The sequence below is a fragment of the Bradyrhizobium sp. WSM1743 genome (assembly GCF_000473065.1).
In the GTDB taxonomy this organism is placed as follows: Bacteria; Pseudomonadota; Alphaproteobacteria; order Rhizobiales; family Xanthobacteraceae; genus Bradyrhizobium.
The window spans coordinates 1-20,579 of sequence record NZ_AXAZ01000088.1 but is presented as its reverse complement, the minus strand read 5'-3'; the positions used below and the strand labels follow the sequence as shown (position 1 = coordinate 20,579).

The following is a 20,579-nucleotide window of genomic DNA, read 5'->3' as shown; positions in this document are numbered from 1 at the left end:
CGCTGCGGAGAGAGGACCCCTCACCCGAGTGAGGGTGTGGCTGATGGCGGAGATGCCCTCTCCCGCAAGGGGAGAGGGCGCATCGGCCGGCAGCTCGCTGCAAAACGACGTCACTCCGCAGCCTCCGCCATGTGACCGTGGCCGCCGAGGTCCACCACGCGCAGCGTGGTGCGCACCCGCTGCGTGGTGCCGTCCTGGAAGCGGATCACGGTGTCGACAGGAATATCTGCGACGCCGCGGTAGATCGCGTCGATGATCCCTTCGTACTTCTCGTTGATGACGCTGCGGCGGACCTTTCTGGTCCGAGTGAGCTCGCCGTCGTCGGCATCGAGCTCCTTGTAGAGCAGCAGGAAGCGCGCGATGCGCTGGGCCGGCGGCAGCGTGGCGTTGACGGTCTCGACCTCCTTCTGCAGCAGCGCATAGACCTCGGGCCGCGAGGCGAGGTCGCTGTAGGTTGTGAAGGAGAGCCGGTTCTTCTCCGCCCATTTCGAGATGATGGAGTAGCGGATGCAGATCATCGCCGCGAGCGCGTCGCGGCCGGCGCCAAGCACCACGGCTTCTGCGATATAGGGCGAGAACTTCAGCTTGTTCTCGATGAATTGCGGCGAGAAGCGCTCGCCGCGCGAAGTCTCGGCGAGATCTTTGATGCGATCGATGACGACGAGCTGCCCGTCGCCGTTGAAATAGCCGGCATCGCCGGAGCGGAGCCAGCCGTCTTTCATATCGGCACCGCTCGCTTCGGGATTCTTATAGTAGCCGAGGAACATGTTGGGATGGCGCACCACGATCTCGCCGACGCCGTGAATGTCGGCATTGTCGATGCGGATCTCGACGGTATCGGCCATCGGTACGCCCGTCGTGTCAGGATCGACCTTGCCGTCGGGGTGCAGCGTGTAGGCGCCCAAGAGCTCGGTCTGGCCGTACAGCGTGCGTAGCGGCACGCCCATGGCCTGGAAGAACTTGAAGGTATCGGGACCCAGCGCCGCGCCGCCGGTGGCGGCCGACCGAAGGCGGGTGAAGCCGAGGCGGTCGCGCAGCGCGCGAAACAGGATCGCGTCGGCAAAGCCGGAGTGCTTGCCCTGCTCGAGCGCGGCGAGACCCGACCTCATGCCGACATCGAATAGGCGCTGCTTGAAGGGCGTTGCGTCCATCACCTTGGCGCGGACGTCGGCAGCGATCGATTCCCAGACGCGGGGCGCGAACAGCACGAACGTCGGTGCGATCTCGCGCAGATCGTTCATCATCGTGTCCGGCTCTTCGACGAAGTTGATCTTCATCCGGCACAAGAGGCCTTTGCCGAGCACATAGACCTGCTCCATGATCCAAGGCAACGGCAGGACCGAGACGTATTCGTCATCGGGGCCCTTCGGATCGAAGGCGAGATAGGTCGCGCAATGGCCGAGCACGCGGCCGGCGGCGAGCATCGCAAGTTTCGGATGCGAGGTGGTGCCTGACGTCGTGCAGAGGATCGCGACATCCTCGCCCTTGGTCGCGTCGACGAGTCGATCGTAAAGCTCCGGCTCGCGCGCTGCGCGGGCGCGGCCGAGTTCGGCGAGCTTTTTGGCCGACATCAGGCGCGGGTCGTCATACTTCCGCATCCCGCGCGGATCGGAATAGATGATGTGCTTCAGCTTCGGCACGCGCTCGGCAAGGGTGAGCAGCTTGTCGACCTGCTCCTCGTCCTCGGCGAAGACCAGCTGGGCCTCGCCATAATTGAGGAGATAGGAAGCCTCCTCATCCAGCACGTCGCGATAGAGCCCGAGGCTCAGTCCGCCGATCGCGTGGGTTGCGACCTCCGCCGCGACCCAGTCCGGCCGGTTGTCGCCAATGATGCCTATGACATCACCGCGACCAAGACCGAGTTCGACCAGGCCAAGCGCGAAATCGCGCACCCGTGTCTGGTAGTCGTCCCAGGTGAAGATGCGCCAGAGCCCGAGATCCTTCTCGCGCAATGCGATCTCGTTGCCGTGCTCCCTGGCGTTGAGCCGCAGCATCTTCGGATAGGTGTCGGCCTGCGCGACGCGGCCTGCATAATCCATCATGCCGCGCTCTCCTGCGCCGGAGCAGCATCGTCGGGATCGACCAGCACCTCGTCCTCTTCGCCGAGATAGGCGCGCTTGACGTGGGGATCGGCGAGTACGGTGGCCGGATCGCCCTCGGCGATCTTCTTGCCGAAATCCAGCACCATGACGCGATGGGAGATGTCCATCACCACGCCCATGTCGTGCTCGATCATCACCACCGTCATTCCGAACTCCTCGTTGAGGTCGACGATGTAGCGGGCCATGTCCTCCTTCTCCTCGAAATTCATGCCGGCCATGGGCTCGTCGAGGAGGATGAGGCGCGGCTCCAGCGCCATGGCGCGGGCGAGCTCCACGCGCTTGCGCAGGCCGTAGGAGAGGGTGCCGGCGGTGGCTTTTCGCACGGACTGGAGATCGAGGAAGTCGATGATCTCCTCGACCTTGCGCCGGTGCTCGAGCTCCTCCTTGCGCGCGCCGGTGAGCCAGTACAGGGAGCCCGTGAGAAAATTGTTCTTCAGGAGGTGATGGCGGCCGACCATGATATTGTCGAGCACGCTCATGTGGTGGAACAGCGCCAGGTTCTGGAAGGTGCGGCCGATGCCGAGCGAGGCGCGGGCATTCGGCGTCAAACCGGTGATGTCGCGGTCTTGGTAGAACAGCTGACCTTCGGTCGGCTTGTAGCGACCGGAAATACAGTTCACGATCGAGGTTTTGCCGGCGCCGTTGGGGCCGATGATCGAGAACAGCTCGCCCTCCCTGATGGCGAAGCTGACATCGGTCAGCGCACGCACGCCGCCGAATCGCAAGGACACGCCGCGCACTTCGAGACTGGTAGCCACCAAACGAATCCCTCCCGGTGATGGCGCTTGATTGGCGCTCTTCGTCCGTTCCTGTCAGGCGATCCTAGTACGGCGGTGGCGGTGAGGCCATGCAGCAGATGGTCTCGACCGGAGCCGCACCGCTCTCGCTCCCGTTTGGGATCAAAAGCCGCATCGCCCGAGGTGGTCCTCAATAGGGGAAAGCGCTAATTTGAAATGTCTCCCGGCTGACAATTCTGCGACAAAGTTTTTCGGGCGGCGGCGGCTTTCATCTTTTGGTCGAATGGCGGTCGAAACCATGATGTTGCAATGCAACAGAAGGCGGAGTGACGAAACGGTGCGGCTGGCCGCGAGATCATGATTTCAGAAGATCATCTGAAGCGCGTCGCCGCCTGGTCGCGGGAGCTCACACAAGCGGAGATCGAGGTCGCGCGGGCCGGAATCACGGAGCGGTCCTACGGCACCGGCGAGACCGTGTTCATGCGCGGCGATATTTTTGCCTATTGGACCGGCATGGTGAGCGGCCTTGCCCGGATGGGCGGGGTCTCGCGGGACGGCAAGGAGACCAGCCTTGCCGGGCTGACGGCAGGCGCGTGGTTCGGCGAGGGCAGTGTGCTCAAGAACGAGCCGCGGCGCTATGACGTGGTCGCGCTGCGTGACAGCCGCGTTGCGCTGATGGAACGCAGCGCCTTCATGTGGCTGTTCGAGAACAGCGTCGGCTTCAACCGCTTTCTGGTGCGCCAGCTCAATGAACGGCTCGGCCAGTTCATCGGCATGCTCGAGGTCAACCGGACGCTCGATGCCACCGCCCGCCTCGCCCGCAGCATCGCCTCGCTATTCAACCCGATCCTCTATCCGGAATCGACCGCACATCTGGAGATCACGCAGGAGGAGATCGGAGCGCTCTCCGGAATGTCCCGCCAGAACGCCAACCGCGCGCTGAACCGACTGGAGAAAGAGGGGCTGCTGCGGCTGGAATATGGCGGGGTTACCATCCTCGATATTGAGCGCCTGCGCGGGTACGGGGATTAGCGCGTGTTTGCGGGGGCATGGACTGGCCAGAGGTCAGCGCGCCAACGCACCGCGATCGCCGTCATCGCGACGAATCCTGCGGCGGCATAGAGCGAACCCGTCGCCGAATAGCCGATGATGTCGATCAGGCTGCCGGCCGCGAGCAGGCCGATCGGCAAGCCATAGATCACCATCATGCGTACCCCCATGACGCGGCCGCGCAGATGTGCGCTCGCGGTGCGCATCAGGATCACGGCAGCCGAGATCATCGACATGCTCTGGGCGATGCCGGCGAGAACGAGGCAGGCCATCGCCACCGGCAAGGTCCTAACCTCGACGAACACCAGCAGCATGGCGTACCAGGCCAGCGTCGCGCCGATCAGGAGCCGGGCAATGCGCACGCCACTGACGAGGCTGAGCGTGATGGAGCCGATCAGCGAGCCGACGGCGAAGCTCGCCGAGAGATAACCGAGGCCGGTCTGGTCGGTATGAAAGATCTCCCGCGCGATGTAGGGCAACAATCCGCCCGTGAAGGGAAATGCGGTGAGATTGGCCAGGAAGGCGACGCACAGCGCCGCGCGCATTCCCGGGCCATTCCAGGCATAGACGATGCCTTCCTTCAGATCGCCCAGCAATCTCGAAACGGCGTGACTGTTCGCCGGGAGACCGCTCGTGATGACGGGCCTTTTCGGCCGTGTCAGGCAGAGCATCAGAAGCGCAGCCACGAGGTAGAGACCGGCGATCGCCACATACACGAGGCCAATGCCAAGGACGGCGAACAGCCCGGCGCCCGTCAATGCTCCGGCGATGCGGGCGCTGTCCTGGGTCGTGCGCGCAACGCTGATAGCCCCCACCAATTGCTCGGGCGGCATGATCTCGGCCAGCAGCGCGCCGCGGACGCCGAGATCGGAGGGACGAATCAGGCCCATGATCGCGACGATCACCATGACGCTGAGCGGGGACAAATGACCGGTCAGCGCCAGGACCATGATGGTCGACGAGAGCGCCGTATAGGCGAGACGCATCACGACCAGGAGATCGCGATGACCCATGCGGTCGCCGATCATGCCGAATACGGGCGCGACCAGTGTTCCGACGAACTGGAGTGAGGCAAGCACGGTGAGCAGCAGCACCGAGCCGGTCTCGACGATGATGTACCAGCCGAGCACCAGCGTCTCGACCTCGAAGGCCCAGGAGGTGAGCAGGTCGGACGGCCACTGGAAGCGATAATTGCGTATGCGGAATGGCGCGAGCGCCGAAGGTCGTGCTGTGGCGCTCACGACGCGATGACGCGTGTCACGGCGATTCCCTTGCCCTTGTTGTTTCTTCTTGCTCGCAACCTAGCGCTGGCGATGCTTGTGTCAATCGCAGTCGCCGCAGGCCGCCCCCGCGCTCGGCTCTTACCTCGCCGTGGCTCTCGGCTTCCGCTCCGCGAGCGCCGCGGCCATCGCCGAGATCAGCGGACGCATGAAATACGCGTCCTCCGCCGGCGAGACGTCCGTGCGCAGACCGTGCGCGGCGAGCTCACCGGAGACCGCCGGCCCCACCGAGGCGATCAACGTCCGTTCGAGGCCTGCACGCAGTTTCGCTTCGCTGCCATGTGCTTTTGCGGCCTCGATCAGGCGGCGGACCTGGCCGAGATTGGTCAGCGCGAGCGAATCGATCCGCCCCGAGGCCATGTCGTCGATGGCGGCGACGATGTTCGCATCCGCAGCCTTGGAATCGTAGACATAGGGCAGCACGGTATCGACGGCGGCGCCTTGCGCGGCGAGCGCGCCGGCCAGCGCGCGGTGATCCTTGTCTGGATAGAGCTGGAGACCGAGGCGCCGTCCTTTCAGGTCGAGCTTGGCCAGCATCTCGATCACGCCTTCGGTGGTCGGCTTCTCCGTGGTCTGCTGCGCTTCGAGACCGATCTCGCGCAGCGCCTTGCCCGGCTTCGGGCCGCGGGTGAATTTGCGCGCTCTGGCGAGCGCTTCGATAAGGGCGGCGTCGAGCCCGCGGGCGCGGGCGAGCTTCATGATGCGACGCAGGCCTTCGCCCGTCATCAGCACGAGATCGTCAAAGGGCTTGTCGATGGCACGGCGAATCCAGGCCTCGACTGGAGCCGGGTCCGGCGCATCATGGATGGTAAACATCGGGCATTGCACGACCTCCGCGCCTTGCTCGACCAGCAGCTTCGAAAACTGCGCCTCCTCCCGCGTTTCCAGAATCAATATGCGGTAGCCGTTCAGGCGGTCGGCCATGGGGTATCTCCGGTCAGACAATCGCAATCGTCCGTTCATCCTGACTCTGCGCGCGGGATTGGCGCAAGGGTTGTCTCGGTGCTAGAGCAGGGCGCAAATCGTGGATAGTTCCGCTGCACAAACCTTCATCAAGAGCCAAGCCTGTTCATCAACATGCCCGACCATCAATATGTCCTGACCCTGTCCTGTCCGGATCGCCCCGGCATCGTCTCGGCAGTGTCGACGTTCCTCGCCCACAACGGACAGAACATTCTCGACGCTCAGCAGTTCGACGACGTCGAGACCGAGAATTTCTTCATGCGGGTGGTGTTCACAGCGGCCGATCTTGCCGTGGAACTGTCGGCGCTCCAGACCGGCTTTACCGCGATCGCTGAGCGTTTCGGCATGGAGTGGCAGATGCGCGACCGGGCTGCGCATCGCAAGGTGATGCTGCTGGTGTCGAAATCCGACCACTGCCTGGTCGACATCCTCTATCGCTGGCGCACCGGCGAACTGCCGATGATTCCGACTGCGATCGTCTCCAACCATCCGCGCGAGGTCTATGCGGGGCTCGATTTCGGTGGCATCCCGTTTCACCACCTGCCTGTCACCAAGGAGACCAAGCGCGAGCAGGAGGCGCAGATCATGGATCTCGTCGGCAAGACGAAGACCGATCTCGTCGTACTCGCCCGCTACATGCAGATCCTGTCCGACGATCTCTCGGCAAAGCTGTCGGGGCGCTGCATCAACATCCACCACTCGTTCCTGCCGGGCTTCAAGGGCGCAAAACCTTATCACCAGGCCCATGAACGCGGGGTCAAGCTGATCGGCGCTACCGCGCATTACGTCACGCGCGATCTCGACGAGGGCCCGATCATCGACCAGGACGTCGAGCGCATCAGCCATCGCGACACGCCGGAAGATCTGGTCCGCAAGGGCCGCGACATCGAGCGCCGCGTGCTGGCACGGGCCATACGCTACCATCTCGACGACCGAGTCATTCTCAACGGCCGCAAGACGGTGGTGTTCGTGGATTAGGGCACCGTCATTCCGGGGCGATGCGACAGCATCGAACTAAGGTGCGCAAATTGCGCACCTGAGAATCTCGAGATTCCGGGTTCGCGCTTCGCGCGCCCCGGAATGACGGCGAGGGCTAGCGCACCGCGTTGCCCGACGTAGCCGTCGTCGCGCCCTTCTGGGCCTGCTCTTCCTTCTCGCGATCGGCCGCGGGCATTAGCCGCTTGCGCTCGCGTTCCTTCATGTAGGCGTCGTATTGCGGCGTACCCGGTCGCGGCGGAGCATCGGCGGGCAGGCCGCCGGCCCATTTCGGGACGTAGTCCCCCATGCCGGCGGAGAGCTTTTCATTGACCGTCCCGCAGCCTGCAAGGTTGGGAGCTAGCAGGGCGATTGCGGCGGCGATCGAAAGCGAACGGGAACGCATGGACATCTTCTAGTTCGTGCCCGATCGGGCGCGGATGAGGGAGCGCCGGGGCGGGCGTCAGTGGCGAAGCATAGCTCTCAATATGTAAAATTGGCCTATTCGAGGGTGGCGACGATGTATACAGGGAAGGTATTTTAGTAAGCATAACTAGCCCTTGAAGGGATGGCTGTAGCTGGTACGGTATACACCGCATATTTCTCGTTCGGTCAGCATCACCGAGTGGCCTCGCCGCGAAGCACTTGAGATGTCCAGATTCTGCAAATGGGAGGTGGAATCCTCTCATCCACGGCCTCGTGTGGCCTTCTTAAGGTGGCGCATCGCAAGCCATTGCCCAACCGCCCCAAGCGCCACGAGGCTTTTCGTTGACAGGACCATTTTATTTGTACAATCGTACAAATCCCTCCCTGCCGGATTCGAGGCCGGCCACGCGGCTTGCGCCGAATGGTCGCCCAACGTCCGATTGACAACGGGGTTGCAGAGGACGCCATGTGGCCGCACGGCATGGCTTGTCCGTGAGTGAAGAGCGGCAAGGACCGGGCACTCGGTCCGGCTCACAAGAGGTCAGGAATGAAGGGGAGGGACATCTGATGTTCGAACGCAGGGTTTTTTCACGCGCCGCAGCGGTCGCTGCTATCGCAGGCCTCGTAGCCGTCGCGCCCGCCAAGGCCGCAGACAGCGTCAAGGTTGGGCTGATCCTGCCGATGACCGGTGGCCAGGCCTCGACCGGCAAGCAGATCGAGAACGCGATCAAGCTCTACATGCAGCAGAAGGGCGACACGGTCGCCGGCAAGAAGGTCGAGATCATCGTCAAGGACGACGCCGCGATCCCGGACAAGACCAAGACCGCCGCGCAGGAGCTGATCGTCAACGACAAGGTCAATTTCATTGCCGGCTTCGGCGTTACGCCGGCGGCGCTCGCCGCCGCGCCGCTCGCGACGCAGGCCAAGATTCCGGAAGTCGTGATGGCGGCCGGCACCTCCATCATCACCGAGCGTTCGCCCTATATCGTGCGCACCAGCTTCACGCTGGCACAGTCCTCGACCATCATCGGCGACTGGGCGGTCAAGAACGGCATCAAGAAGGTCGCGACGCTGACCTCGGACTACGCACCGGGCAACGACGCGCTGAACTTCTTCAAGCAGCATTTCACCGCCGGCGGCGGTGAGGTGGTCGAAGAGGTCAAGGTTCCCCTGCAAAACCCCGACTTCGCGCCGTTCCTCCAGCGCATGAAGGATGCCAAGCCTGACGCGATCTTCGTGTTCGTGCCGGCGGGACAGGGCGGCAACTTCATGAAGCAATATGCCGAGCGTGGCCTCGACAAGGCCGGCATCAAGGTGATCGGACCCGGCGACGTCACTGATGACGATTTGCTCAACAACATGGGTGACGCCGTGCTCGGCACGGTCACCGCGCATCTCTACTCGGCGGCGCACCCCTCGCAGATGAACAAGGACTTCGTCGCCGCTTACAAGAAGGCGTTCGGCAACCGCCCGGGCTTCATGGCGGTGAGCGGCTATGATGGCATCCACCTGATCTACGAGGCCTTGAAGAAGACCGGTGGCGATACCAACGGCGACAACCTGATCGAGGCCATGAAGGGCCAGAAGTGGGAAAGCCCGCGCGGCCCGATTTCGATCGACCCCGAGACCCGCGACATCGTGCAGAACATCTACATCCGCAAGGTCGAGAAGGTCGATGGCGAGCTCTACAATGTCGAGTTCGCGACCTTCGAGGCCGTCAAGGACCTCGGCAAGACCAAGAAGTGACGCGCGAAAGCGCGTCGTCCCGGGGCTCTCCCGACCTCTCCCGCTTGCGGGAGAGGTCGGCGCAGAGCGCCGGGTGAGGGTTCTCTCCTCGTCGGGAGTCCCTCAGTGGAAAGACTCTCTCCCCAACCCTCTCCCGCAAGCGGGAGAGGGAGTGCAGCACGGCCCTTGGCCACACTTGAGAGGACCTTCGACGCTCGATGACCGCAATCCTCACCAATCTGTTCGATGGCGTTGCGTACGGCATGCTGCTGTTCGTGCTCGCCTGCGGGCTCGCGGTCACGCTCGGCCTGATGAACTTCGTCAATCTTGCCCACGGCGCCTTCGCCATGGCCGGCGGCTATGTCTGCATGGTGCTGGTCAACCGGATGGGCTGGCCGTTCTTCGCCGCGCTGCCGCTTGCCTTCGTCTCGTCGGCCGCGATCGGTATTGCGCTCGAGCGCACGCTCTACCGTCACCTCTATACGCGCAGCCATCTCGACCAGGTGCTGTTCACGATCGGCCTGACCTTCATGTCGGTGGCCGCCGTCGATTACATCCAGGGCTCCTCGCGTGTCTTCATCAATTTGCCGGCCGCGCTCCAGGGCCAGTTCGACCTGTTCGGTGTCGGCATCGGCCGCTACCGCCTTATGATAATCGTGATCTGCGGCCTGCTCACCATCGGACTCCAGATGGTGCTGGCGAAGACCCGTTTTGGCAGCCGCCTGCGGGCCGCGGTCGACGACCCGCGCGCCGCCAGCGGCCTTGGCATCAACGTGCCGCAGGTGTTCGCCTTCACCTTTGCCTTCGGTTGCGGGCTCGCCGGTCTTGGCGGCGCGCTCAGTGCAGAGATCCTCGGGCTCGATCCGTATTTCCCGCTGAAGTTCATGATCTACTTCCTGATCGTGGTCACCGTCGGCGGCTCCTCCTCGATAACAGGTCCGTTCCTGGCCTCGCTCCTGCTCGGCATCGGCGACGTCGCCGGCAAATATTACGTGCCGAAGATGGGCCCCTTCGTGATCTACACCATGATGATCGTGATCCTGATCTGGCGCCCAAACGGCCTGTTCGGCCGCACGGCCGCGCGTTGAGTTCGCCGATGAGCGCTGCTTCCGACGTCGGTTATCACGCCCAGCGCCAGGCGCGCTGGCACTATGGCGAATTCGCCTTCTGGCTGATCGTGCTGGCCTGCGGTTTCGTATTTCCGTCGCGCTATCTAATCATGACCGATATCCTGCGGCTGGCGCTGTTCACGATGTCGCTCGATCTCATCCTCGGCTATGCCGGCATCGTCTCGCTCGGCCACGCCGCCTTCTTCGGTGTCGGCGCCTACGCGGCGGGACTTCTTGCCCTGCACGGGATCATCAACGAGCCCGTGCTCGCACTGATCGTCGCAGGCCTCGCCGCCATGGTGCTCGGTTTCGCCACCAGCTTCCTGGTGATCCGCGGTGTCGACCTGACCCGTCTGATGGTGACTCTTGGCATTGCGCTGCTGCTGGAGGCGCTCGCCGAACGCTTCTCCAACATCACCGGCGGCACCGACGGTCTGCAAGGCATCGAGATGCAGCCGATCTTCGGCCAGATCCCGTTCGACATGTTCGGCAAGGCCGGCTTCTTCTATTCGCTGGCCGTGTTGTTCGTGCTGTTCCTGTTCGCCCGCCGCGTCGTCCATTCGCCGTTCGGGCTGTCGCTGCGCGCTATCAAGAACAACCCGCTGCGCGCAGCCGCCATCGGCATCCCCGTCAACCGCCGCCTGATCGCGATCTACACGCTCGCGGCCTTCTATGCCGGCATCGCGGGCGCGCTGTTCACGCAGACCACGGCGATCGCCTCACTCGACGTGTTCGCCTTCGAGCGCTCGGCCGACCTGATGCTGGTGCTCGTCATCGGTGGCACCGGTTATCTCTATGGCGGGCTGATCGGCGCGGTGGTGTTCCGCATGCTCCAGGAATTGTTCTCCACCATCACGCCGCAATACTGGCAGTTCTGGATCGGCCTCGTGCTGGTCGTCATCGTGCTGGTCGGCCGCCAGCGCCTGCATCGCTGGGTGCTGTATGTGCCGAACCTGATCATCAGACAGGTGGCGGGACGTAAAGCCGTCGTCGCCGTGCCGGAGAGCGACGCATGACCATCGCCCTCGAGACCCGGAACCTCGAAAAGACGTTTGGCGGTCTGCGCGTCACCCGCGACCTGTCACTCAGGATCGAGCAGGGCGCCCGTCACGCTCTGATCGGCCCCAACGGCGCCGGCAAGACCACCGTGATCAACCAGCTCACCGGCGTCCTGAAGCCGAACTCGGGCCGCATCCTGCTTGAGGGCCAGGACATCACCGACCTGCCCGTGCACAAGCGCGTGCTGCGCGGCCTGTCGCGCACCTTCCAGATCAACCAGCTCTATCCCGACCTGACCCCGCTCGAGACCATCGGCCTTGCGGTCTCAGAGCGCCTCGGCCATGGCGGCGATTGGTGGCGGCGCATGGGCACGCGCGGCGACGTCAACGGCGAGATCGCCGAGCTGCTGACGCGCTTCCATCTGCTCGACCTCATGAACGAAGAGACCGTGACGCTGCCTTACGGCAAGCAGCGCCTGCTGGAGATCGCGGTCGCGATCGCGGCCAAGCCGCGCGTGCTGCTGCTGGACGAGCCCGCCGCCGGCGTGCCCGAGAGCGAGCGCCACGACATTCTCGCCGTCGTCGGCGCGCTGCCGCGGGATGTCACGGTGCTGCTGATCGAGCACGACATGGACCTCGTCTTCTCCTTTGCCGATCGCATCTCGGTGCTGGTCTCCGGCGCCTTGCTGACCGAGGGGCCGCCCGAGCAGGTCGCGCGCGATCCGCAGGTGAAGGCGGTCTATCTCGGCGAGGAGGCGGTCAATGTCTGACCTGCTCGCAATCGACTCGCTTCGTGCCGGCTATGGCGAGGCGGTGGTACTGCCGAAGATGTCCTTGCGCCTTGCAGAAGGCCAGGTGCTGGCGCTGCTCGGCCGCAACGGCACCGGCAAGACCACGCTGATCAACTCCATCGTCGGTGTCACCCGCCGCTTCTCCGGCTCCATTGCGCTCGCCGGCACCGACGTCACGGCCATGCGGCCCGACCAGCGGGCGCGCGTGGGCATCGGCTGGGTGCCGCAGGAGCGCAACATTTTCCGCTCGCTCACGGTCGAGGAAAACATGACCGCCGTGGCCCAGCCGGGCCCATGGACGGTGGAGAAGGTCTACGAGATGTTCCCGCGGCTGAAGGAGCGCCGGAGCAATTTCGGCAACCAGCTCTCTGGCGGCGAGCAACAAATGTTGGCGATCGGCCGCGCACTGACACTCAACCCGAAGGTCCTCCTGCTGGACGAGCCGACCGAGGGTCTCGCCCCCATCATCGTCGAGGAGCTTCTCAAGGCGATCGGCACCATTACCCGGGCAGGGGGCATCTGCTCCATCATCGTCGAGCAGAATGCCCAAAAGATTCTGGGGCTCGCCGACCGCGTTGTGATATTGGAGCGCGGAACGATCGTCCATGACGCCCCGAGTGCCGCGCTGAAGGCCGACCCCTCGGTCCTGGAGCGCCACCTCGGCGTTGCCGGAGCGGCCGCCCACTAATCTTCAGCCTCTCGCCGCTTGCGGGGAGAGGGAGTACAACGAGCGCCGACTGAAAATTCGGGAGAAACAAGAATGCAGCGAACCAAAGCCCCCTTCCGCGCCGACGAGGTCGGCAGCCTCCTGCGCCCCGCCAAGATCAAGGAAGCCCGCGCGAAGCTGGAGAAGGGCGAGATCTCGGCTGACGATCTGCGCAAGATCGAGGACATGGAGATCGAGAAGGTCGTGCACAAGCAGGCCTCGATCGGGCTCAAGCTCGCCACCGACGGCGAGTTCCGCCGCTCCTGGTGGCATTTCGACTTCCTGGCCAAGCTCACCGGCTGCGAGCTGTTCCACCCCGACACCGGCATCCAGTTCACGGGCGTGCAGACCCGTCACGATGCGGTCCGCGTCATCGGCAAGCTCGACTTTCCCGATAACCACCCGATGCTGGATCACTTCCGCTTCCTGAAGAAGGTCGCCGACCAGGCCCACGTCACCGCCAAGATGACGATCCCATCGCCAGCGGTGCTCCACTTCCGCGGCGGCCGCAAGTCGATCTCCAAGGACGTCTATCCCGATCTCGATGCCTTCTACGAAGATCTCGGCAAGACCTATCGCAAGGCCGTGAAGGCGTTCTACGACGCCGGCTGCCGCTATCTCCAGTTCGACGACACCGTCTGGGCCTATCTCTGCTCACAGGACGAATTGCAGAAGGCGCGCGAGCGCGGCGACAATCCGGACGGCCTGCAGCAGATCTATGCCCGCATCATCAACTACGCGCTGGCCGAGAAGCCTGCCGACATGGTGGTGACGACGCATGTCTGCCGCGGCAATTTCCGCTCGACCTGGATCTCCTCGGGCGGCTACGAGCCGGTGGCCGAGACACTGCTCGCCGGCACCAATTACGACGGTTACTTCCTGGAGTACGACAGCGACCGCGCCGGCGGCTTCGAACCGCTGCGCTTCCTGCCCAAGGGCAACAAGGTCGTCGTGGTCGGCGTCATCACCTCGAAGTTCGGTGAGCTCGAAAAGAAGGACGACATCAAGCGCCGCCTGCAAGAAGCCGCCAAGTTTGCGCCACTGGAGCAGCTCGCACTGTCCCCGCAATGCGGCTTTGCTTCGACGGAAGAGGGCAACATCCTCTCCGAGGAGGAGCAGTGGGCCAAGCTGAGCCTTGCGGTGGAGATCGCGAAGGAAGTGTGGGGGTAACTAGGCCCCGCCGCCCGCCTCGCTCGTGTCCCGGACGCGCTGCAACGCTCTTGCGTTGTGCGCAGAGCCGGGACCCAGAGCGCAACGAGCTGAGTGGCGGAGAGATGGGCCCCGGCTCGGCAGCGCACCGCTCAAGAAGCGCTGCGCTGCGTCCGGGGCACGCAACCCTCTCACTTCTCCGCCAGATAGACCTCGCCCAGCAGCGATGAATTCGACCACGGCACCTGCTTGTTCTTCGTGGTCGAGACCACCTCGGCCCGCACCCGCGTCAGCATCTGCTGCACCTCCAGCCCGGGGGTGCCGATATGGCGCGAGAGGGCGGCGGAGAACGGTGAGTTGGCGCCTTCGCCGTCAAGTGCCACTTGGCCCGGCGCGGTCGCGAATGCGATCAGCGTGCCGGCCCCTAACGTCGCACCGGTGCCGAGACTCGTTGGCGCGGCGAGGCCCGAGGCACCCTCGATGCCGCGATTGTTTCCGGCAGATGCGACCTGCTGCGCCATCGGGTTGTTGCGGCAGGCATCGAAGATCAAGATGTTGGTGCGGACCTGGTCGTCGAGGCCGGCCATGATCGTGTCCATATCGATCATCGCCTCCGTCATGCTCGCGCCCGGCCTGAGTGCGACGTCGACCGGAATGAGATAGTTGCGGCCGTCGACCTGCACGCCATGGCCGGCATAATAGACCACCGCCACCTGCGCCCGCGCCGCCTCGCGTAGAAAGTCGCGCGTCATCTTCTGCATCGCGGCGCGGTCGAGATCGACGCCCTCCGACACGGTGAAGCCGATGTCGCGCAGGCTCTTCGCAATGGCACGCGCGTCGTTGGCCGGATTGGGTAACGCCTTGACGTGTGCATAGGCGCCGTTGCCGATGATCAGCGCCATGCGCGTGCCGCGAACGGCCGAAGCGGGTGAGAGGGCCGGCGCCGCGCCAGTCTGCTGCGGGGCTGGAGTGGTCGTCGGCTGCGTTGTGGGTGAGGGCGCATCGCGCGGAATCGGTGCGCTCGCGTCCGTCACCAGCGACAGGCGCACCCTTGCGGTAGCCTGATTGGCCTTGCTGCCGGCGTCGGACGCCACGATCGCCAGCGTCGCCTTGTAGTCCTCGCGCGCGCTTGCGTAGTCTCCCTTCGCTTCATAGGCCAGCGCGCGATGGGTGTAGCCGGAGATCAGTACGCTGTTCGCTGGCGTCATGATGTTGACCGGCGGCTTTTCCTTGGCGAGTCGGATCGCCTCGCTGCCATCGGCGATGGCGCGATCGAGATCGCCCTTGGCGCGCCAGATCGCGGTGCGGTTGATCAGCGGCTGCGGCAGCGAGGGATCAAGCCGGATCGCCTGGTTGATGTCGGCGAGTGCACCGTCGAGATCGCCGAGCGCTTGTTTCGAGATGCCGCGGTTCTGGAACGAGAATGCCGATTTTGGATCGGCCTTGATCGACATGTCATAGTCGGCAATGGCCTTGGCATAGTCGTGCTTGCCGCGCCAGGCGTTGCCCCGATTGTGGAAGATGATGCCGCTGGGCTGGCCGAGCTTCAGCGCATCGTCGAAATCGGCGATCGCGATGTCGTAGTCGCCCTTGTCGTAATAGGCCGAGCCCCTGAGGTTATAGACCGCCTGGCTCGGCTGCAGCCGGATCGCCTCCGTGGCATCAGCGATGACCTTGGCGTAGTCGCCCTTTTTGTTCCAGCCCACGGCCCGCCAGAAAAAGACGGTCGCGAGCTGCTCGCCCTTGAAGACCTTCAGCGCGATGATCTTGGTGCAGGCGTCGACCATCTTGTCTGCCGGCGTAGTCTCGGTGGTGCAGAGCGGGCCGAGCTGATTGCGTGCCTGCGCGACCGCGGGCGCGGACCATTGCGCGACGATGAGCAGGCAGAGCGCGACGAGGAGGCGGCGCATGGCGATGGTCTCATGCGAGAGGAGGAGCGCTTGTTTGTTGCTCGGCGAGGCCCAGGGGTTCACGGCTCCCCCGCGAGCGCATCCGGCGCCCGGATTCGCTATTCCATGAGTGGGCAGAATTTGCTAAAACGTAGAACCCAACCTTGCTGCCCACCGCTTCCCACTCATGAAGAACGACGAAATCCTGAGCCAAATCACCGAGTTCTGCCGCAAGGCGGACATGGCGGAATCGACCTTCGGCCGGCGCGCGGTGAATGATGGGAAGCTGGTTCATCGCCTGCGCGAGGGGAAGCGCATTACCATCGACACGCTGGAGCGGATCCAGGCCTACATGGCTGCGTCAATGGCCGGCGGCGTGCCGCCGCCGCGGGGACTTCAGGTGCCGCCGGAAAAGCGTGATCCGCGCGGCAATTTCCGCTTCTTCGAGAACCGCCAGAAATACCTGCTGTTCGTCCACACCTGCAGCGAAAAGCGGGTGATCGCGGACCGGGTTGCCTTGGAGCTCTCATCCATCCATCCGCGCCCGCCGGCGCTGCGCCTGTTCGACGCCGGCGTCGGTGACGGCACGGTGCTGGCGCGGGTGCTGCGCGCAACGCACCAGCGCTTTCCACACATGCCCTTCTATGTCGCCGGCAAGGAGCTCAGCCTCGAGGACCTGCGCCTGACCCTGGAGAAGGTGCCGGACCGCATTTTCGAGCATCCGGCGTCGGTGTTCGTCTTCACCAACATGTTCTACGCGGAGGCGCCCTGGCTGACGCCGGCATCGCCTGCGGCGGCGGCCGCCACGGTCTGGCACGAGGTGTCGCTCCGCGGCGCTTCATCGGGCGAATTCGAGCAGCAGATCGCGGAGCTGAGGCCGTTCTTGGAGCAGAACTGGCGCGCCGCGATCAGCCCACGCACGGCCATGCCGCTCTACGAGCGGCCCGTCGTCCTCGTGCTCTATCGCGAGGACCACAGATTCCTGTTGGATTCGACCATTCCGCGGCCGGGCCAAACCGAAGCCAATTTCGACCTTGTCATCGCATCCCAGCCCTACCGCGCTCTGTCCTCGGTCAATTTCCGGGCCAAGCGGATCATTGCACCCCTGGCGCGGGCGCTTCGGCCGGGCGGCAGGCTGATCGGAATCCACTCCCACGGGCAAGATCCGGGCATGGAAATGATCCAGGCGATCTGGCCCGGAGAAAATCCTTTCTCAGTCAGCCGTCATGAGCTACTGCGTGCAGTTAAGTATGAACTTGGATCGGTGGGCCGCGACTTAAATTTTAATGCCTACGCGGATAACCGTTCGATCTTCAGGTATGATATGGAAGCGCTGCCCAACGAGGTCACCGGCACCATCGGAACCTCGACGGCCTTTGCAGCGTGGAATGCGGCGGTGTATGTCGCTCAGATTGAGGACGACCGGTTGACAGAAATGACTCAGAACGGCCGCACTCTGGATGCCGCCAGGGACGTGCTGCGAAAGTACAATGGGCTCTGGTTTCTCGACGAATCCTACGTCATCTCGCGTCGGCGTGATTGACATCACCAAAAGTAAACATCGCAAACGCCCGCCGGCTAGCGGCGGAACAAGGGGTTACTGATGCGCGCGTCCTATCTCTTCACCAGCGAGTCCGTGTCCGAGGGCCATCCGGACAAGGTCTGTGACCGGATCTCCGATGAGATCGTCGACCTGTTCTATCGAGAAGGGCCGAAGGCGGGCATCGATCCCTGGCAGATTCGCGCCGCCTGCGAGACGCTCGCGACCACCAACAAGGTGGTGATCGCCGGCGAGACCCGCGGTCCGAAATCGGTGACCAATGAGCAGATCGAGAGCGTCGTGCGTGGCGCGATCAAGGACATCGGCTACGAGCAGGAGGGCTTCCACTGGAGGACCTGCGACATCGAGATTCTCTTGCATCCGCAGTCGGCCGACATCGCTCAGGGCGTCGATGCGCTGCAGCCGGGCGAGGTCAAGGAAGAAGGCGCGGGCGACCAGGGCATCATGTTCGGCTACGCCACCAATGAGACGCCCGATCTGATGCCGGCGCCGATCTTCTACGCTCACAAGATCCTGCGCCTGATCTCCGAAGCCCGTCACTCCGGCAAGGAGAAGGTGCTCGGTCCGGACTCCAAGAGCCAGGTCACCGTGCAGTACGAGAACGGCAAGCCGGTCGGCGTACGCGAGATCGTGGTTTCGCACCAGCATCTGATCGAGGACCTCACCTCCAAACAGGTGCGCGACATCGTCGAGCCCTACGTGCGCGAGGCGCTGCCGAAGGACTGGATCACGCCGAAGACGATCTGGCACATCAACCCGACCGGCAAGTTCTACATCGGCGGTCCCGACGGTGACTCCGGCCTGACTGGCCGCAAGATCATCGTCGACACCTATGGCGGCGCGGCCCCGCATGGCGGCGGTGCGTTCTCCGGCAAGGATCCGACCAAGGTCGACCGCTCTGCGGCCTATGCCGCGCGCTATGTCGCCAAGAACATCGTTGCGGCCGGTCTTGCCGATCGCTGCACCCTGCAGCTTGCCTATGCCATCGGTGTGGCGCGTCCGCTGTCGATCTACATCGACACCCATGGCACCGGTAAGGTGTCGGAGGACCAGCTCGAGAAGGCCGCCGCCAAGGCGATGGATCTCACGCCCCGCGGCATCCGCACCCATCTCGACCTCAATCGCCCGATCTACGCGCGCACCTCGGCCTACGGTCATTTCGGCCGCACGCCCGACAACGAGGGCGGCTTCTCCTGGGAGAAGACCGACCTCGTCGAGCAGCTCAAGCGCGCGCTCTAACTCTCTTGCGTCATTCCGGGGCGCCGCGACAGCGGCGAACCCGGAATCTCGAACCTTACGGATTCCGGGTTCGCTCGTGTCACGAGCGATCCGGAATGACGAGCCCAACAAACAGGAACCCCCTATGAACGCGAAGCCCGGCTTCACCGATTACATCGTCAAAGACATTTCGCTCGCCGATTTCGGCCGCAAGGAGATCTCGCTCGCCGAGACCGAGATGCCCGGCCTGATGGCCACCCGCGAGGAGTTCGGCCCGAAGCAGCCGCTGAAGGGCGCGCGCATCGCCGGCTCCCTGCACATGACCATCCAGACCGCGGTGCTGATCGAGACGCTCGCCGCCCTCGGCGCCGACATCCGCTGGGTCTCCTGCAACATCTATTCGACCCAGGACCACGCTGCGGCCGCGATCGCCGCCGCCGGCATTCCCGTCTTCGCCGTCAAGGGCGAGACGCTGACGGAATACTGGGACTATACCGCAAAGCTGTTCGACTGGCATGGCGGCGGCACGCCGAACATGATCCTCGATGACGGCGGCGACGCCACCATGCTGGTGCATGCCGGCGTCCGTGCCGAGAACGGCGACACTGCCTTCCTCGACAAGCCTGCTTCCGAGGAAGAGGAGATCTTCTATGCGCTGATCAAGCGCCTGCTGAAGGAGAAGCCGAAGGGCTACTTCGGCGAGATCGCCAAGAACATCAAGGGCGTCTCGGAAGAGACCACCACGGGCGTGCATCGCCTCTACGAGATGGCCAACAAGGGCACGCTCCTGTTTCCCGCCATCAACGTCAACGACAGCGTCACCAAGTCGAAGTTCGACAACCTCTATGGCTGCCGCGAATCGCTGGTCGACGGCATTCGCCGCGGTACCGACGTGATGCTGTCGGGCAAGGTGGCGATGGTCGCAGGCTTCGGCGACGTCGGCAAGGGCTCGGCCGCTTCGCTGCGCCAGGCCGGCTGCCGCGTCATGGTCTCCGAAGTCGATCCGATCTGCGCGCTGCAGGCCGCGATGGAAGGCTACGAGGTCGTGACCATGGAAGACGCCGCGCCTCGCGCCGACATCTTCGTCACCGCGACCGGCAACAAGGACATCATCACCATCGAGCACATGCGCGCGATGAAGGATCGCGCCATCGTCTGCAACATCGGCCACTTCGACAACGAGATCCAGATCGCGGCGCTCCGTAATCTGAAGTGGACCAACATCAAGCCGCAGGTCGACGAGATTGAATTTCCCGACAAGCACCGCATCATCATGCTCTCTGAGGGGCGCCTCGTGAACCTCGGCAACGCGATGGGCCATCCGTCCTTCGTGATGTCGGCGTCCTTCACCAACCAGACGCTGGCGCAGATCGAGCTGTTCGCCAACAACAAGGACGGCAAGTACGAGAAGAAGGTCTACGTGCTGCCCAAGACCCTCGACGAGAAGGTCGCCCGCCTGCACCTCGCCAAGATCGGCGTCAAGCTGACCGAGCTGCGTAAGGACCAGGCCGACTATATCGGCGTGAGGGTGGAAGGTCCGTACAAGTCGGATCACTACCGGTACTGAGACGCGGCGTCCATCAGGAACGCAAGAAGCCCCGGAGCAATCCGGGGCTTCTTTGTGTGTGCCGAGTATGAACGACAGCTTGGAGGTGGAAGTCCTCTATCCAGCCTGATGACGGCGAAGGATTAGCGAAGCGCAAGGGCGTCATCGCGAGATGGGGTCTGAAGACAGCGCGGGGCAAAGCCGCGACCCGATGGACAAGAACCGGATAACGAGGCCTACCCGGCCGGACGAGCAAGCACATGATTGCGAAGTCCATGGTCATCAAGGGTCGGGGTGGTAAATCCGGCGGGCGTGCGGTGAAGGCGGTCGGTCTTACCTCGGGAGGTCTGCGCT

General features: G+C 63.9%; 17 protein-coding genes. 11 read left to right on the top strand and 6 right to left on the bottom strand.

Annotated features, from left to right (window positions below; genetic code table 11):
* Window positions 1–110 precede the first annotated feature (110 nt).
* Both YU9_RS0134020 and YU9_RS0134015 read right to left on the bottom strand, forming a co-directional pair.
* Window positions 111–2,042, bottom strand: coding sequence for a long-chain fatty acid--CoA ligase (locus YU9_RS0134020; RefSeq protein WP_027576772.1), 1,932 nt, complete (start codon window positions 2,040–2,042; stop codon window positions 111–113).
* A complete protein-coding gene (locus tag YU9_RS0134015) occupies window positions 2,039–2,860 on the bottom strand; it encodes an ABC transporter ATP-binding protein (RefSeq protein ID WP_027576771.1) in 822 nt (273 codons plus the stop codon). Before YU9_RS0134015 ends, YU9_RS0134020 begins: the two co-directional genes overlap by 4 nt.
* Before the next feature lie 336 nt (window positions 2,861–3,196).
* Here YU9_RS0134015 and YU9_RS0134010 point away from each other — a divergent pair, with 336 nt between their 5' ends.
* The gene (locus YU9_RS0134010) at window positions 3,197–3,871 is read left to right on the top strand and encodes a Crp/Fnr family transcriptional regulator (RefSeq protein ID WP_027576770.1); all 675 of its coding nucleotides are present in this window, start codon (window positions 3,197–3,199) and stop codon (window positions 3,869–3,871) included.
* Here YU9_RS0134010 and YU9_RS0134005 read toward each other — a convergent pair.
* On the bottom strand, window positions 3,868–5,130 hold the full coding sequence (locus YU9_RS0134005) for an MFS transporter (protein WP_027576769.1): 1,263 nt from the start codon (window positions 5,128–5,130) through the stop codon (window positions 3,868–3,870). The two genes, YU9_RS0134010 and YU9_RS0134005, sit on opposite strands and share 4 nt — an antisense overlap.
* 120 nt (window positions 5,131–5,250) lie before the next feature.
* A complete protein-coding gene (locus tag YU9_RS0134000) occupies window positions 5,251–6,093 on the bottom strand; it encodes a uroporphyrinogen-III synthase (RefSeq protein ID WP_027576768.1) in 843 nt (280 codons plus the stop codon).
* 153 nt (window positions 6,094–6,246) lie between these two features.
* On the opposite strand from YU9_RS0134000, the gene purU reads away from it, so the two are divergent.
* Window positions 6,247–7,110: a formyltetrahydrofolate deformylase gene (gene purU, locus YU9_RS0133995; protein ID WP_027576767.1), complete on the top strand. Its 864-nt coding sequence runs from the start codon at window positions 6,247–6,249 to the stop codon at window positions 7,108–7,110.
* Between the two features lie 115 nt (window positions 7,111–7,225).
* Here purU and YU9_RS0133990 read toward each other — a convergent pair whose 3' ends face one another.
* On the bottom strand, window positions 7,226–7,519 hold the full coding sequence (locus YU9_RS0133990) for a hypothetical protein (protein WP_027576766.1): 294 nt from the start codon (window positions 7,517–7,519) through the stop codon (window positions 7,226–7,228).
* Between the two features lie 581 nt (window positions 7,520–8,100).
* Here YU9_RS0133990 and YU9_RS0133985 point away from each other — a divergent pair.
* The 6 genes from YU9_RS0133985 to YU9_RS0133960 all read left to right on the top strand — a co-directional run bounded on the left by YU9_RS0133985 (window position 8,101) and on the right by YU9_RS0133960 (window position 14,032).
* Window positions 8,101–9,279: an ABC transporter substrate-binding protein gene (locus YU9_RS0133985; protein WP_027576765.1), complete on the top strand. Its 1,179-nt coding sequence runs from the start codon at window positions 8,101–8,103 to the stop codon at window positions 9,277–9,279.
* 197 nt (window positions 9,280–9,476) lie between these two features.
* Window positions 9,477–10,346, top strand: coding sequence for a branched-chain amino acid ABC transporter permease (locus YU9_RS0133980; RefSeq protein WP_027576764.1), 870 nt, complete (start codon window positions 9,477–9,479; stop codon window positions 10,344–10,346).
* A gap of 8 nt (window positions 10,347–10,354) precedes the next feature.
* Window positions 10,355–11,383 (top strand): branched-chain amino acid ABC transporter permease, encoded by a 1,029-nt coding sequence (locus tag YU9_RS0133975; RefSeq protein WP_027576763.1) that lies wholly within the window; start codon window positions 10,355–10,357, stop codon window positions 11,381–11,383.
* A complete protein-coding gene (locus tag YU9_RS0133970) occupies window positions 11,380–12,135 on the top strand; it encodes an ABC transporter ATP-binding protein (RefSeq protein ID WP_027576762.1) in 756 nt (251 codons plus the stop codon). The genes YU9_RS0133975 and YU9_RS0133970 overlap by 4 nt, the downstream gene beginning before the upstream one ends.
* Complete coding sequence (locus YU9_RS0133965) at window positions 12,128–12,844, top strand: ABC transporter ATP-binding protein (protein WP_027576761.1); 717 nt, start codon at window positions 12,128–12,130, stop codon at window positions 12,842–12,844. The genes YU9_RS0133970 and YU9_RS0133965 overlap by 8 nt, the downstream gene beginning before the upstream one ends.
* 72 nt (window positions 12,845–12,916) lie before the next feature.
* The gene (locus tag YU9_RS0133960; protein WP_027576760.1) at window positions 12,917–14,032 is read left to right on the top strand and encodes a cobalamin-independent methionine synthase II family protein; all 1,116 of its coding nucleotides are present in this window, start codon (window positions 12,917–12,919) and stop codon (window positions 14,030–14,032) included.
* A gap of 170 nt (window positions 14,033–14,202) precedes the next feature.
* Here the strand turns inward: YU9_RS0133960 and YU9_RS0133955 are convergent, their stop codons facing one another.
* Entirely contained in the window at window positions 14,203–15,921 is a 1,719-nt protein-coding gene (locus YU9_RS0133955) for a caspase family protein (protein ID WP_027576759.1), read from the bottom strand.
* A 166-nt stretch (window positions 15,922–16,087) separates the two neighbouring features.
* Between YU9_RS0133955 and YU9_RS0133950 the strand changes: the two genes are divergently transcribed.
* The 3 genes from YU9_RS0133950 (at window position 16,088) to ahcY (ending at window position 20,246) form a co-directional block, all read left to right on the top strand.
* Complete coding sequence (locus YU9_RS0133950; RefSeq protein WP_027576758.1) at window positions 16,088–17,443, top strand: hypothetical protein; 1,356 nt, start codon at window positions 16,088–16,090, stop codon at window positions 17,441–17,443.
* A 60-nt stretch (window positions 17,444–17,503) separates the two neighbouring features.
* Window positions 17,504–18,700, top strand: a complete 1,197-nt coding sequence (gene metK, locus YU9_RS0133945) for a methionine adenosyltransferase (protein ID WP_027576757.1) — start codon at window positions 17,504–17,506, stop codon at window positions 18,698–18,700.
* A gap of 124 nt (window positions 18,701–18,824) precedes the next feature.
* Window positions 18,825–20,246, top strand: a complete 1,422-nt coding sequence (gene ahcY / locus YU9_RS0133940) for an adenosylhomocysteinase (RefSeq protein WP_027576756.1) — start codon at window positions 18,825–18,827, stop codon at window positions 20,244–20,246.
* Window positions 20,247–20,579: the final 333 nt, after the last annotated feature.

Excerpts from the sequence above, each read along its gene's own strand:
- YU9_RS0134020 (WP_027576772.1), bottom strand. The coding sequence starts at position 2,042 with ATGATGGATTATGCAGGCCGCGTCGCGCAGGCCGACACCTATCCGAAG.
- YU9_RS0134010 (WP_027576770.1), top strand. The coding sequence starts at position 3,197 with ATGATTTCAGAAGATCATCTGAAGCGCGTCGCCGCCTGGTCGCGGGAG.
- YU9_RS0134000 (WP_027576768.1), bottom strand. The coding sequence starts at position 6,093 with ATGGCCGACCGCCTGAACGGCTACCGCATATTGATTCTGGAAACGCGG.
- purU (WP_027576767.1), top strand. The coding sequence starts at position 6,247 with ATGCCCGACCATCAATATGTCCTGACCCTGTCCTGTCCGGATCGCCCC.
- YU9_RS0133990 (WP_027576766.1), bottom strand. The coding sequence starts at position 7,519 with ATGTCCATGCGTTCCCGTTCGCTTTCGATCGCCGCCGCAATCGCCCTG.
- YU9_RS0133985 (WP_027576765.1), top strand. The coding sequence starts at position 8,101 with ATGTTCGAACGCAGGGTTTTTTCACGCGCCGCAGCGGTCGCTGCTATC.
- YU9_RS0133980 (WP_027576764.1), top strand. The coding sequence starts at position 9,477 with ATGACCGCAATCCTCACCAATCTGTTCGATGGCGTTGCGTACGGCATG.
- YU9_RS0133975 (WP_027576763.1), top strand. The coding sequence starts at position 10,355 with ATGAGCGCTGCTTCCGACGTCGGTTATCACGCCCAGCGCCAGGCGCGC.
- YU9_RS0133970 (WP_027576762.1), top strand. The coding sequence starts at position 11,380 with ATGACCATCGCCCTCGAGACCCGGAACCTCGAAAAGACGTTTGGCGGT.
- YU9_RS0133965 (WP_027576761.1), top strand. The coding sequence starts at position 12,128 with ATGTCTGACCTGCTCGCAATCGACTCGCTTCGTGCCGGCTATGGCGAG.
- YU9_RS0133960 (WP_027576760.1), top strand. The coding sequence starts at position 12,917 with ATGCAGCGAACCAAAGCCCCCTTCCGCGCCGACGAGGTCGGCAGCCTC.
- YU9_RS0133955 (WP_027576759.1), bottom strand. The coding sequence starts at position 15,921 with ATGCGCCGCCTCCTCGTCGCGCTCTGCCTGCTCATCGTCGCGCAATGG.
- YU9_RS0133950 (WP_027576758.1), top strand. The coding sequence starts at position 16,088 with ATGAAGAACGACGAAATCCTGAGCCAAATCACCGAGTTCTGCCGCAAG.
- metK (WP_027576757.1), top strand. The coding sequence starts at position 17,504 with ATGCGCGCGTCCTATCTCTTCACCAGCGAGTCCGTGTCCGAGGGCCAT.
- ahcY (WP_027576756.1), top strand. The coding sequence starts at position 18,825 with ATGAACGCGAAGCCCGGCTTCACCGATTACATCGTCAAAGACATTTCG.